This is a genomic window from Pseudomonadota bacterium (genome assembly GCA_026388315.1).
Lineage (GTDB): Bacteria > Desulfobacterota > Syntrophorhabdia > Syntrophorhabdales > Syntrophorhabdaceae > MWEV01.
In genome coordinates this window covers 201,718-215,492 of sequence record JAPLKA010000055.1, presented here as the reverse complement: position 1 = coordinate 215,492, position 13,775 = coordinate 201,718, and the positions used below count along the sequence as shown (strand labels likewise).

General features: G+C 52.7%; 9 protein-coding genes. 2 read left to right on the top strand and 7 right to left on the bottom strand.

The window, feature by feature from the left end; all coding sequences use genetic code 11:
- The first annotated feature begins 86 nt into the window (after window positions 1-86).
- Together NTX75_08580 and mgtA are read left to right on the top strand one after the other, a co-directional pair.
- On the top strand, window positions 87-638 hold the full coding sequence (locus NTX75_08580; GenBank protein ID MCX5816282.1) for an NAD(P)H-dependent oxidoreductase: 552 nt from the start codon (window positions 87-89) through the stop codon (window positions 636-638).
- A gap of 100 nt (window positions 639-738) precedes the next feature.
- Window positions 739-3,270 (top strand): magnesium-translocating P-type ATPase, encoded by a 2,532-nt coding sequence (gene mgtA / locus NTX75_08575; protein MCX5816281.1) that lies wholly within the window; start codon window positions 739-741, stop codon window positions 3,268-3,270.
- On the opposite strand, the gene NTX75_08570 is transcribed toward mgtA, so the two are convergent.
- The 7 genes from NTX75_08570 to NTX75_08540 all read right to left on the bottom strand — a co-directional run bounded on the left by NTX75_08570 (window position 3,223) and on the right by NTX75_08540 (window position 13,760).
- Window positions 3,223-3,507: a hypothetical protein gene (locus NTX75_08570; GenBank protein MCX5816280.1), complete on the bottom strand. Its 285-nt coding sequence runs from the start codon at window positions 3,505-3,507 to the stop codon at window positions 3,223-3,225. The genes mgtA and NTX75_08570 overlap by 48 nt on opposite strands.
- On the bottom strand, window positions 3,476-4,876 hold the full coding sequence (locus NTX75_08565) for an efflux transporter outer membrane subunit (GenBank protein MCX5816279.1): 1,401 nt from the start codon (window positions 4,874-4,876) through the stop codon (window positions 3,476-3,478). Before NTX75_08565 ends, NTX75_08570 begins: the two co-directional genes overlap by 32 nt.
- Window positions 4,877-5,050: 174 nt before the next feature.
- A complete protein-coding gene (locus NTX75_08560; protein MCX5816278.1) occupies window positions 5,051-8,179 on the bottom strand; it encodes a multidrug efflux RND transporter permease subunit in 3,129 nt (1,042 codons plus the stop codon).
- Window positions 8,176-11,292, bottom strand: a complete 3,117-nt coding sequence (locus NTX75_08555; GenBank protein MCX5816277.1) for an MdtB/MuxB family multidrug efflux RND transporter permease subunit — start codon at window positions 11,290-11,292, stop codon at window positions 8,176-8,178. The genes NTX75_08560 and NTX75_08555 overlap by 4 nt, the downstream gene beginning before the upstream one ends.
- On the bottom strand, window positions 11,292-12,530 hold the full coding sequence (locus NTX75_08550; GenBank protein MCX5816276.1) for an MdtA/MuxA family multidrug efflux RND transporter periplasmic adaptor subunit: 1,239 nt from the start codon (window positions 12,528-12,530) through the stop codon (window positions 11,292-11,294). The genes NTX75_08555 and NTX75_08550 overlap by 1 nt, the downstream gene beginning before the upstream one ends.
- A 135-nt stretch (window positions 12,531-12,665) precedes the next feature.
- Window positions 12,666-13,241, bottom strand: coding sequence for a TetR/AcrR family transcriptional regulator (locus NTX75_08545; GenBank protein MCX5816275.1), 576 nt, complete (start codon window positions 13,239-13,241; stop codon window positions 12,666-12,668).
- 237 nt (window positions 13,242-13,478) lie between these two features.
- Window positions 13,479-13,760: a hypothetical protein gene (locus NTX75_08540; protein ID MCX5816274.1), complete on the bottom strand. Its 282-nt coding sequence runs from the start codon at window positions 13,758-13,760 to the stop codon at window positions 13,479-13,481.
- Between the last annotated feature and the right edge of the window lie 15 nt (window positions 13,761-13,775).

Sequence of the window (13,775 nt, the reverse complement as noted above, 5' to 3'; positions counted from 1 at the left end):
TACGAAAGCGGGGAGATGGTGCCGCCCCGGGGAAAATAGGATACTGAAGGAAATCTAACATCTATAACCTTTAAAAGGAGATCATCATGAGCAAATACCAAATTGCCGTTATCGTAGGCAGCCTTCGTCAGGATTCATTCAACCGCAAGCTGGCTAACGCCATTGTAAAGTTGGCGCCCTCGGAGTTCTCGTTCAAGCAGGTACAAATCGGCGACTTGCCGCTCTACGACCAGGACGACGATGCGAACCAGGCCGAGTCCGTCAAACGGCTGAAGATCGAAATCAAGGCCGCCCAGGGCCTTCTGTTCGTTACGCCCGAATACAACCGTTCGATACCTGGTGTGCTCAAGAACGCAATCGACCACGCTTCGCGTCCTTATGGCCAGAGCGCATGGGCTGGGAAGCCGGCTGGTGTTTTGGGCGCTTCTATCGGTGTCATCGGCACGGCCATGGCACAACAGCATTTGCGCAACGTTCTCGCGTATCTGGACGTACCGACGCTTGGCCAACCCGAAGCATTCATCCAGGTAAAGGATGGGTTGTTTGACGAGGCCGGTAATATCGGTGCAGACAGCAAGCAATTCTTGCAGAACTGGATGGACAGGTATGTCGCATGGGTGAAAAGGCACGCTGCCTGATGCAGCAAAGTAAAAAAACAAGTTAAATTACGATTACAGTGATTGGCACGCTATACAAACCATTGCATAAAAGATGTGGAGAAACTATAATGATTTACGTATGATCAAAGCAACAAATGGATTGCACGCCTTTTGGGCGCTGTCCCCAAATACCTTGCTTACCCGCCTTCAAACAACACTTGACGGCTTGACCCTGACCGAGGCACAAAAACGGCTTCGTGTCTACGGCTATAATACCCTTAAACCAAAGAAGCGAAATGATTCACTCGCTCTTCTCATCGCACAGTTCAAAAGCCCGATCATTATCATATTACTTTTTGCAACAGGGCTCTCTTTTGTACTCCGTGACGTCACCGATGCACTGATCATACTGGCAATAGTCCTGGTTAGCGGCTTACTCGGTTTCTGGCAGGAACGTGGGGCTGTCAATGCAGTTCAGAAATTACTTTCCATTGTCCAGGTCAAGGCAACGACACTTCGTGATGGAGATTTCAAGGAGGTACCGGTTGAGGAAATAGTTTCCGGCGATATTGTCATGTTGAACGCTGGAGACATCATCCCCGGCGACTGCCTGATCCTTGAATCCAAGAACCTCTTTGTTGATGAGGCAACACTGACCGGGGAGACCTTCCCGGTGGACAAGGAAGCAGGGATACTTAACGAGGCAACCTCTCTCAGCCAAAGAACAAACATACTTTTCATGGGCACCCACGTCGTAAGCGGCGATGGGAAGGCAGTTGTTGTACATACCGGGAAGGATACAGAGTTTGGCAAGGTCTCTGAACAGCTTAAATTCAGGCCGCCTGAGACGGAGTTTGAACGTGGCGTCAGTCGTTTTGGCTACCTCCTGTTAGAGGTCACCCTGATACTCATCATAGCGATCTTCGCCATCAACGTATATTTCCACCGGCCGGTACTGGAGTCGTTCCTCTTTTCCCTTGCCCTGGCGGTAGGGCTTACACCTCAGCTTCTGCCGGCCATTATCAGCATCAACCTTGCCCATGGGGCGAAACGGATGGCTGACCAGAAGGTTATCGTAAAGCGGCTTGCATCGATCGAAAACTTCGGAAGCATGAATGTCCTCTGTTCCGATAAAACGGGTACCTTGACCGAGGGCCTGGTGCAGTTGCACTCCGTCCTCGACACAGAGGGCCAGGAAAGCGAAAAAACCCTTCTCTACGCCTACATCAATGCCTCCTACGAAACAGGCTTTACAAACCCTCTTGATGAGGCAATCCGCCAGCACCGACAGTTCGACCTCTCGCGTGTGAGCAAGCTTGACGAAGTGCCCTACGACTTTATCCGCAAACGTCTGACCATACTTGTGGCGAAGGACAATACCCATCTCATAGTAACAAAAGGTGCCCTTTCAAACGTGCTCGCTGTGTGTTCGACCGTCGAAATGCCAGGTGGGCAGGTTACTGACATAGGGGCGTTTCAGGAGAAAATCAATCAGCAGTTCACCGATTTGAGCAACAAGGGTTTCAGGACCCTGGGTCTCGCATACAAGGACATGGGTTCTCAATTTTTCATGACAAAAGGCGATGAGGTCCATATGACCTTTCTCGGTTTCCTCGTCTTCTTTGACCCCCTCAAGGAGGGCATCATCGAAATTATTAAAACCCTCAAGGAATCGGGTGTCACGCTGAAGGTCATCACCGGAGATAGCGAGCTTGTCGCCGCCAGTATGACTGAGCGTATGAGCTTCCCGAACCGTAGTATACTAAACGGTGCCAGTATTCGTGAGATGAGTGATGAAGCTCTGATGAAGAGGGTCAACAACGTGGATATCTTCGCTGAGATTGAGCCGAATCAAAAAGAGCGTATCATCCTTGCCCTGAGGAAATCGGGAAATGTGGTCGGATACATGGGAGACGGTATCAATGACGCATCCGCCTTACATGCCGCAGATGTAGGGATTTCGGTAAACAGCGCGGTGGATGTGGCCAAGGAGGTGGCTGATATCGTACTTCTTGAAAAGGACCTCCGTGTCCTGGCAAACGGTGTGCTGGAGGGCAGGAAAACCTTCGCAAATACCCTCAAGTATGTCTTCATGGCCACAAGCGCCAACTTCGGCAACATGTTCAGCATGGCAGGGGCCTCACTCTTTCTTTCCTTCCTTCCTCTCCTTCCGAAACAAATTCTATTTACGAACCTATTGACCGACTTTCCCGAGATGGCAATCGCCACTGACAGCGTTGATCAGGAGATGCTCAGTCAGCCCCGGAGATGGAACATCAAGTTCATCCGCAACTTTATGCTTGTTTTCGGTTTACTTAGCTCGGTTTTCGACTATCTGACCTTCGGTGTCCTTCTTCTCATCCTCCATGCATCGGTCGAAGAATTCAGGACTGGCTGGTTCATAGAATCTGTTATCTCTGCATCAATGATCGTGCTGGTCGTCCGAACCAGGGGACCTTTCCTGAAAAGCAAGCCGGGCAAGGCTTTGCTGACAGCCACTCTCCTCGTCGCTGTAGTTACAATCCTTTTCCCTTATACCCCTATCGGAACACTCTTAGGATTTGCACCGATACCACTCCCATACCTTTTGACGCTCCTTCTTATTGTCATGCTCTATATCATTTCAGCAGAGGTGGCAAAAAGGTTCTTCTACAAACGGGTAAAGTTCTGACAAAAGAGCAGCCTTTCGTATGACAGCATGGTTGAACCCGGTACGGTTATTCAGCACTTCACATATATCGGCATCTTCTTTCTTCTGATTCTCGGTGGACTGTGATTTCCCCTCCCGGAAAGGGTTGAAGAGGTGCTTTTCTCTCTGTGGAGCACGAGACCGAGGGGGCAATACAATCCCCCACAGACCTTTTTCTACGTTTCTATCAACGAGACTGGAAAACCTCTTCTTCACCATTCCTTTCCCAGCCTCCGCCGAGGGCTTTGATGAGAAGAACGCTGGCAGTCATCCGGCGAGCGAGGATATTCACTGCCGTCCTTTCGTTGTTCAGGGCAGCGGCCTGCGCCACGTTAACCGTGAGGTAGCTCGCGGTACCCTGTTTATACTGGTTAAGGGCAAACTCCACGGATTTCCGGGCCGCTTTTACCGCCTCGTCCTGTGCCCGGGACTCTTCCTCAAGTATTCTAAGTGCTGCCACATTGTCCTCTACCTCCTTAAAACCGATAAGCACAGTTTGACGATAGGATGCCACGGCCGCATCGTAGGCTGCCCGTGCCTGGTCCGTCATCGCCCGCCGCAACCCACCGTCAAAGAGGATCTGGGAGATGGCAGGACCGACAGCCCAGAAGCGGCTCGGCCAGGTGAGCCAGTTTGATACGTCAATACTCTCGTATCCTCCTGATGCACTCAAGATCACCGTAGGAAAATACGCCGCCTTCGCCACTCCGATCTGTGCGTTTGCCGCCGCCATGCGCCGCTCAGCAGCGGCAATATCGGGTCTGCGCTCAAGGAGTTCCGAAGGGATACTTGCAGGTGCAGCGGGCGGGACCGCATTAAGCGGTGCCGGAGGTAGCGAGAACTGCGACGGCGGCTTTCCCACAAGCGCTGCAATAGCATGTTCATACTGGGCACGTAAGACTCCCACGTCAATTGCCTGGGCCTGAGCGGATTTAAGCTGTGTCTCCGCCTGGAGTACATCGCCCCTGGAGACCACTCCGCTTGAATACTGGTTGGTCGTCAACTCAAGGGATCTGCGGTAGGCTTCCACTGTTGCATCAAAAAGCTGCTTCTGGCGATCCAGGGTACGGAGCAGGAAGTAGTTCTCTGCAAGGGCAGCCTTGACACTAAGACGCACTGATTCCAAGTCTGCAGCGCTCGCCTGGGCGCTCGCGCGGGCCGCCTCAACAGTACGGCGTATCCGGCCCCATATATCTGCCTCCCAGGACACGTTGCCAGTCAACAAATAGGTCGTGGTGACATTCGTCGGGGTCGCAAGCCCCTCCCTACCAAGATTTGAGGACCCGCTGGCCCGGTTCGCGGAGGCTCCTGCAGTAGCCAGAGGGAAATAGGCTGCCCGGGCTGCCAGAACCAGGGCGCTCGCTTGTCTGAACTGTGCTTCGGCAATTGCAATGTTCTGATTGGCAATATCGACCTGTCCTTCGAGTTCGTTCAGTTGGGGATCATTAAATACCTCCCACCAGGGACCCCGGATAATCTCGTCCTTCGGCTGTGCCACCTTCCAGCCGTCCATCTCCTTGTAGGTTTCGGGAATGGTTACTGTGGGCTTAACATAATTTGGACCCATCGTACAGGCTGTCAGGAGCATGGGAATCCCTGTAACCATCAGCAGCATGACAAGCCGGTACACTCCCCTCCGCGTCTGTCTCAATATCATCAAAAGATGTAAGAACCGCCCCGGTCGGATGCTTTTTTCACATCTGCCTTTTGTTCGTTTGATTAATACTGCTATCCAGTCAAACATTACAATCACCTCAATTTATCACAGACCATGCAGGTCCGGTGTTGTATCATAATTCATCTGTTTCATGCACCATCCACGCCTGCCCTTGCACCATAGTCTGAACCGGTCAAGGTAGAGATACATCACCGGCGTCGTGTAGAGGGTAAGCATCTGGCTGATCGCGAGCCCGCCGACAATAGTAATACCCAGGGGACGGCGGAGTTCCGATCCTACCCCTGTTCCGAGGGCCAGAGGGAGGGCACCCAGCAGTGCCGCCATGGTAGTCATCATAATGGGACGAAACCGCAATAAACAGGCCTCATAAATCGCATCCTCCGGCCCCTTTCCTTCCTTGCGCTCTGCTTCCAGGGCAAAGTCGACCATCATGATCCCGTTCTTTTTCACGAGACCAATGAGCAAGAAGAGACCGATGAGGGCGATGAGACTCATTTCCGTACGGCAGATGAGCAGCGCGAGCAGCGCCCCCACTCCTGCTGAAGGCAGTGTGGACAGGATCGTTATGGGATGGATATAGCTCTCATAGAGCATGCCGAGGACAATGTAGACCGTTACGAGGGCCGCAAGGATCAGAAACGGTTGATTGGCAACCGAGTCCTTGAACGCCTGGGCCGTGCCCGAGAAGCTGCTCTGGATACCGGAGGGGAATCCCATTTCCCGTTCGGCTTGTTCAATCGATGCTACCGCGTTCCCGAGGGGCACCTTCGGCGCCAGATTGAAGGAGATCGTGACGGAAGGGAACTGTCCCTGGTGAGGAACGGCAAGAGAAGTGGCAGTCCGTTCGAACTTCACAAAAGCGCTGAGAGGCACCATTGCCCCATTGGTAGACTTTATGTAAATTTCCTTAAGTGTATCCGGACTTTGCCAGAAACGGGGTTCAACGACCATGACCACGCGGTATTGGTTCAAAAGCGTGTAGATGATAGAAACCTGACGCTGGCCGAAGGCGTCGTAGAGGGCATTATCTATCATTGCGGCAGTAATCCCGAGCCGCGAGGCCGTATCCCGGTCGATTACGAGCGTGGCCTGCAGCCCCTTCACCTGCTGGTCACTGCTCACGTCAACAAGCTCAGGCAATGTACGCATTTTCTGGACAATGCGCGGGCCCCATGTATAGAGTTCCGAGATTTCGCCGGCCTGGAGTGTATACTGATAGAGGGCGCTGCCCCCTCGTCCTCCGATACGCAGGTCCTGTACGGGCTGAAGATAGGTAGGCGCCCCAGGCAGTCCTGCAAGCTTCTTCCGGAGCCTTGACATGAGCTCACTTAAGCTGCTTTTTCGTTGTTCAAAGGGCTTTAGTGTAATAAACATGGATGCGGTATTCGCGGCGCTGCCGCCTCTGCCGCCGCCGGTAAAGCCGGCCACGTACTCCACATCAGGGTCTTCTTTGATGATGTTTACTACAGCCGCCAGTTTTGCCTTCATGGCCTGAAAGGATATATCCTGTTCCGCCTGAATGGTGCCTCGAATGCGTCCGGTATCCGTTTCCGGGAAAAAACCCTTCGGGACAATGAGGAAGAGGCAGATATTGACTATGAACGTGGCCACTGTTACGCCAAGCATGAAGCGCGAGTGGCGGAGCGCCCACCTGAGCGTCACATCGTAACGATCCCGCATCCGGTTAAAGACACTCTCACTCGTCCTGTAGAGCCAGTGGTGAGCATAGCTTTTCTCAGGCTTAAGAAGCATGGCGCACATCATAGGTGTTGTGGTGAGCGAGACCACAAGGGAGACCATGATCGCGGCGGAAAGGGTCACAGCAAACTCGCGGAACAAACGGCCCACCATGCCGCCCATGAGGAGGATGGGGATGAATACGGCAACGAGGGAAATACTCATGGAAAGGACCGTAAAAGCGATCTCCTTTGACCCCCGCAACGCGGCTTCCATGGGGGACAGCCCCTTTTCCATATAGCGGGTAATGTTCTCGAGGACAACAATAGCGTCGTCCACCACAAATCCTGTCGCGATAGTGAGCGCCATAAGGGAGAGGTTATCGAGATTATAGCCACAGAGGTACATGATTCCGAATGTACCGATGAGTGACACTCCTACTGCAACAGCAGGGATAACGGTGGAGCGGATGTGCCTTAAGAAGCCGAAGACCACAAGAATTACGAGGGCAGCAGAAACGATGAGCGCCCTCTCAACGTCCTTAAGGGAACCGCGTATGGGCGGTGTGCGGTCCTGGACGACCGACACCTTAACGCTCCCCGGCAAGGCGGCTGCCAATTGAGGAAGCAGATCACGAACGCGATCCACGGTTTCGATAATGTTTGCCCCCGGCTGACGGAAGATAATTACCATGACAGACGGTTTACCGTTCACGAGCCCCGTAGTATTCACATCCTCCACCGAATCCTCCACAGTAGCCACGTCCGGCAGCCGTACTGCCGCACCGGCCCTATAGGCAACGATCACCTGCCGGTACTGAACGGCCTGTCGAAGCTGATCGTTGGCCTGGATCTCCCATGTTTTTGTATCATCCGACACCTGCCCTTTCGGCTTATTTACATTAGTGGAGGCCAGCACACCGCGCACGTCCGCCATACTAATCCCATACTTGTTCAGTGCTGTGGGATTTAGCTCCACACGGACCGCCGGGAGTGAGCTGCCTCCGACAAATACCTGACCTACACCCTTTACCTGTGACAGTTTCTGCTGCATTATACTCGATGCGACGTCATACAGTTGGGGCGTGCCTATCACATCGGATTGGAGGGCAACGATGAGGACGGGCGCATCGGCCGGGTTGACCTTACGGTATGTCGGATTATTGGGAAGATTCGGCGGCAAGAATCCCCGGGCTGCATTGATTGCTGCCTGTACATCACGAGCGGCACCGTCGATGTTGCGGTTCAGATCGAATTGCATCGTGATGTTTGTCGTACCGCGGAAACTGGTGGATGTCATTTCGGTTACACCTGCTATACGCCCGAACTGGCGCTCAAGGGGCGCGGCAACGGATGTTGCCATAGTCTCAGGGTCTGCCCCCGGCAGTCCCGCCGATACCTGGATGGTCGGAAAATCCACCTGGGGCAAAGGAGCGATAGGCAGCATCTGAAAGGCAATCACTCCGGAGAGCACTATTCCGAGGGTAATGAGAGTGGTCGCAACAGGTCTATGGATAAAAATCGCCGAGATATTCATGGATGGTTCGGGTCTCTCCCCTCTCTCTCCGCTCCTTTGGACCGCCGCAGCCTTACCCGCTTTGCCATGCGGTCAAAGGCGAGATAAATGACGGGCGTTGTGTAAAGAGTCAGTATCTGACTGATGATCAAACCGCCGACAATCGTGATGCCAAGAGGCCGGCGAAGCTCAGACCCCACACCCGTTCCGAGGGCCAATGGCAGGGCACCGAGGAGCGCTGCCATGGTGGTCATCATGATGGGACGGAACCTGAGGAGCGAAGCCTGATAAATCGCATCTTGAGGGCTCTTCCCTTCCTTGCGCTCGGCATCCAGGGCAAAGTCCACCATCATGATGCCATTCTTCTTCACTATTCCTATAAGCAGGATGATGCCGATGAGGGCGATGACACTGAACTCGGAGCGACAGACCATAAGCGCGAGAATCGCCCCCACTCCCGCGGAGGGCAGTGTAGACAGGATGGTAATGGGGTGGATGTAACTCTCATAAAGTATCCCGAGGACAATGTAGACCGTGATAAGGGCCGCGAGGATTAAAAGCGGTTCATTTTCAAGGGAGACTCTGAACGCCTGGGCAGTCCCCTGGAAGCTGCCCCTGATGCTGGCCGGAAAGTCCATCTTTTTCTCGGCGGATTCTATGGCCGTTACAGCATGTCCGAGGGCTGCTCCGGGCGCCAGGTTGAAAGAGATCGTCGCAGCGGGAAACTGACCCTGGCGACTGATGACGAGTGGTCCTGTGGTCTCTGAGGTTTTGATCAATGCCCCAAGAGGTACCTGTCCGCCGTTTATGCCGCGAAGATAGATGGATTGCAGCGCCTCCGGGCCTTTTTGAAAATCGGGTTTAACGGCCAGGACGACACGGTACTGGTTTAACTGGGTAAAGATGGTGGAGACCTGCCGCTGACCGAATGCGTCATAGAGGGCATCATCGATCATCTGTGGTGTAATGCCCAACCGTGAGGCGGTGCTGCGGTCGAATTCAACAGAGAGCTGCAGTCCTTTGTCCTGCTGATCACTGCTCACATCACGAAGCTCGGGATGGGTACGAAGCGCATCGACGAGTTTGGGGGCCAATGCATTCAGCTCATCGATGTCAGGGTCCTCAAGGGTATATTGATACTGGGTACGGGCCACCCGTGCGTCGACAGTAAGGTCCTGTACCGACTGCATGAACAGCGTGACCCCTTCGATCTTCGCCAATTCCGGCTGGAGGCGCCGGATCACCTCATTCGCATCCACCTTCCTCTTTGAGAGAGGCTTAAGGTTGATAAGAATTCGTCCGCTGTTGAGCGTAACGTTCGTTCCATCTACGCCGATGAAAGACGACAGACTTTCGACTGCCGGATCCTTGAGGATCACACGGGCGAGGGCCTGCTGACGGTCGGCCATAGCCGCGAAGGAGACGGATTGTGGCGCTTCCGATATGCCCTGGATAACCCCGGTGTCCTGGACCGGAAAAAAACCTTTGGGCACAAAATAAAACAACAAAATCGTAAAGACCAGCGTACCCACGGCCACCCAGAGGGTAGATCGCTGGTGTCTCAGCACCCATGTCAATGTCCTTCCATAGAATCCAATCACCCGGTCGAAAACCCTCTGTGACGACCGGTAGAACCTTCCCTGCTGAGCCTCGGTCTTGTGCCTGAGCAGCTTTGCACACATCATGGGCGTAAGTGTGAGTGATACGACAGCAGAAATGACTATCGTAATACCAAGGGTAATTGCAAATTCACGGAACAGCCGTCCCACCACATCACCCATAAACAGGAGCGGAATGAGCACGGCGATGAGCGACACAGTCAGGGACAGGATGGTAAAGCCTATCTGCTTGGAACCTTTCAGGGCCGCCTGTAGCGGAGGTTCTCCTGCCTCAATATATCTGGCCACATTCTCGATCATGACAATCGCGTCATCCACCACAAAACCGGTGGAAATAGTAAGCGCCATCAAAGAAAGGTTATTCAAACTGAATCCGAGCAGATACATGACACCGAAGCTTCCCACGAGGGACAGGGGCACGGCCACACTGGGGATGATCGTTGCAGCGACGTTACGGAGGAAGAGAAACATAACCAGAATGACAAGCACCACAGCAAGCATCATCTCGAACTGGACATCATGGACCGACGCCCGGATTGTGGAGGTACGGTCGGTTAACACGGAAACCTTTACGGCCGGAGGCAGAGCGCTCTGGAGCTGCGGGAGAACTTTCTTAATCTGATCAACAACCTCTATAACGTTTGCTCCCGGTTGCCGCTGAATGTTAACAATAACCGCGGGGGAGCCATTCATCCATGCCGCCTGCTTCACGTTTTCGGCATCATCAACGGCCTCGGCCACATCAGACAGCTTCACAGGTGCCCCGTTACGATAGGCGACGATCAGGGACTGGTATTCCTTACTCGAAAAAATCTGATCGTTGGCCCCGATAATGTAGGACAGGCGAGGGCCGTCGAAGCTTCCTTTTGCCTGGTTGACATTGGCAGTCGCAATAGCAGCCCTCAGGTCTTCCAGGGTCAGACCATACGCTGCCAGGGCTACCGGATTGGCGTGGACCCGCACGGCAGGCCTCTGCCCGCCGCTAATACTCACCAGCCCTACCCCCGGGAGCTGAGATATTTTTTGCGCAAAACGGGTATCCGCAAGGTCCTCCACTTGTGTCAGGGGCATAGTTTCAGAGGTCAAACCAAGCGTCAGGATCGGGGCGTCAGCGGGGTTTACTTTGCTGTACACAGGCGGAATCGGAAGATCCCGCGGCAGATAAGTGAAGGAGGCGTTTATGGCCGCCTGGACCTGCTGCTCGGCTACGTCAAGGCTTAAGTCCAAAGTGAACTGGAGCGTAATTATCGAGCTGCCGCTTGAACTTGTCGAGGTCATCTGAGTAAGGCCGGGCATTTGACCGAACTGTCTCTCCAATGGGGCCGTAACAGATGAAGCCATGACGTCAGGGCTTCCGCCCGGGTAAAAGGTCCGCACCTGAATGGTCGGATAATCCACCTGGGGCAGGGCAGAGACCGATAGCTGCTTGTATGCTACAACACCGCTCAAAAAGATGGCGACCATCAGCAGTGTTGTCGCCACGGGCCGGGTGATGAAAAGGCGGGAAAGGTTCATCAGCGCCCCTTTTGAGGAGTTTCCGCACCCCCGCGCTTTGGCTCTACCTTCGCCCCTTCTCTGAGTCTGTCTGCGCCATCTATCACAACCGATTCGCCCGGTAAAACCCCTGTTTTTATAGAGGCTTCGCCACCCTGAATCTCACTGACGCTGACCGGACGCACTGTGACTGTCCGGTCTTCCTTCACCACGTAGACAAAGGTGCCCTGGGGACCACGCTGTATAGCGGATGAGGGCACAATAGTGGCCCCCCGCCTGATGTCGACAAGCAGTCGCGCATTCACAAACTGATTCGGAAACAGCTCGTTCTGTTTGTTCGGAAAGGTTGCCTTAAGCTTAACGGTCCCCGTGCTTGTATCGATCTGGTTATCAATGGTCAGCAGGAACCCCATGGCAAGTCTTTCCTTTTGTTCACGATCATAGGCTTCTACCGGCAATTGCGAGCCCGTTTTGAACCTGCGAAGCACCTGCGGAAGGCTGTCTTCAGGGATGGGAAACACAACAGTCATTGGCTGAAGCTGGGTAATCACAATGAGGCCACTCGTATCGCTCGCGCGGACCATGTTACCCGGGTCCACAAGACGAAGCCCGATACGACCCGTGATCGGTGAGGTGATCCGGCAATAAACCAACTGCAGTTTTGCACTATCAATAAGCCCCTGGTCAACCTTGACGGAGCCTTCATACTGTCGAACCAGCGCCTCCTGCGTGTCGAGTTGTTGTTTGGAGATTGAATCCTGCTGCCAGAGCGCCCGGTACCTCTGCAGATCGATTTGAGCATTTTTCAGGAAAGCCTGATCACGCGCCATTTGTCCTTCAGCCTGGCTCAACTGCACTTCAAAAGGCCGCGGATCGATTACGGCCAGCAGATCTCCACGGTTGACAATTTGGCCCTCCTTGTAGAGAACCTCCATCAGTTGCCCATCCACACGGGTTTTAACCGTCACCGTACTGAGCGGAGTAACTGTTCCTAAACCGGTGAGATAAACGGCCATATCACCTTTCTTCGCTGCCACTGTCGTGACCGGCACGCTGCGTAATTGAGCGTTCATTCCTTTCTTGGCAGCATTTGATTGCGACATGCCCGGCTTTATTATAAACACGTACACCCCGACGATAAGGATACAAACCGCTGACAGTAAAATCCACCAGCGTCTGAACAATGTGGCAAAATGAACCCTTTTAGGAATGTCGTTTTTTTCAGTTTCTTGTGTATCCATAGTATATATGTCCTCCAAAGATTGTCGTAAGCTTATCTATGACTCCTATTATGGCGGTCATTTGTTTCATCACAATGTACCTGAGTATTGTATTCCGGTTCCATAATGTGAATCGATATTTAAAACATAAACTTTTGCAATATGTATACCGGCTCATACGCTCCTTAACAGCCCGCGAAGCACAAACTCACAACAGCCTTTGACGCTAAAAAAGCCATCGGGTTCGAGGAGCATAGAAAGAACAAATCCGCGCAGCACGGCGATCACTATTTTTGTCACTTCCGCCACGTTGCATTCAAAGAAATCACCTGTCCGTACACCCTCCTTAATTATCTTCTCCACAAGCTTCCTCTGTTTTCGGAAAAACTTTTTTTTCACATCAATCCCGAATGCAAACCCTTTATCTCTGTTCTGAGCCAGGATGATTTCTCTGTGTTTTCTTGCATACTCAAGGTTGATCGTAATAACTTTCCCAATTGCCTCAGCGGGGTTGTTCACGCCCTTAACGGCCCTTTCCGTTTTTTCGGAGAGTTCATCCAGCCGCTCATTCAAGAGGGTCAGACACAAATCTTCCTTGTTTCTGAAATAGAGGTAAATACCGCCGACACTCATATTGGCATTATTGGCAATCATTCTCATATTTGCACCGCTATATCCGTGCTCTGAAAATGCCTTCAATGCGGCATTAAGAATGTTGCTTTTTGAATCTTTTGCTGAACGTCTGTTCATATGAACTTATGTTCAGAATATAAAAGTCATCATAGAATGTCAAGAACTATATACATGAATAAAACATGCTGTCTGTCTCAGAGAGAGGATTGATGAAGGAATGGATTTTCAAATACAAATGTAGACATGCCAACAGCCGCTGTCGTTGTACGTTACTGCGAGAAAGAGTGAGCTTGAGTTGTACGTCTCAGCCGTCCCCGCCGAGGAGCGAATCCATCCACCGAACTCATTCTACCTCTACTTGACCTGCATGAGCTCCCGACAATTGGTAAGGCATCGAAAATAGCGCGAAGCCTCATCTTCCACTGCATCCTGATACTTCATCTTATCGCCTATCTTCGCATACTCCTCCGACAGAAGCTTCATCCTCGCGGAGTGTGTAGCCAGGCATTCCTCCTGGCACCGTGGTTGCTCACCTCGTTTGGCTTTAGCTGTCGTAGAGGAAACCATCACAATAATCGAGAAAAGGGACAAGAGTACAAAGAAGACGAGCTTTCTCGAACAGGACTTTCTCAGCACCGGGCAACCTCCTTC

Bases quoted from the DNA above. Each gene is read 5' to 3' on its own strand.
- NTX75_08560 (MCX5816278.1), bottom strand. From the start codon at position 8,179: ATGAATATCTCGGCGATTTTTATCCATAGACCTGTTGCGACCACTCTC.
- NTX75_08565 (MCX5816279.1), bottom strand. From the start codon at position 4,876: ATGCTCCTGACAGCCTGTACGATGGGTCCAAATTATGTTAAGCCCACA.
- NTX75_08570 (MCX5816280.1), bottom strand. From the start codon at position 3,507: ATGGTGAAGAAGAGGTTTTCCAGTCTCGTTGATAGAAACGTAGAAAAA.
- NTX75_08555 (MCX5816277.1), bottom strand. From the start codon at position 11,292: ATGAACCTTTCCCGCCTTTTCATCACCCGGCCCGTGGCGACAACACTG.
- NTX75_08545 (MCX5816275.1), bottom strand. From the start codon at position 13,241: ATGAACAGACGTTCAGCAAAAGATTCAAAAAGCAACATTCTTAATGCC.
- mgtA (MCX5816281.1), top strand. From the start codon at position 739: ATGATCAAAGCAACAAATGGATTGCACGCCTTTTGGGCGCTGTCCCCA.
- NTX75_08580 (MCX5816282.1), top strand. From the start codon at position 87: ATGAGCAAATACCAAATTGCCGTTATCGTAGGCAGCCTTCGTCAGGAT.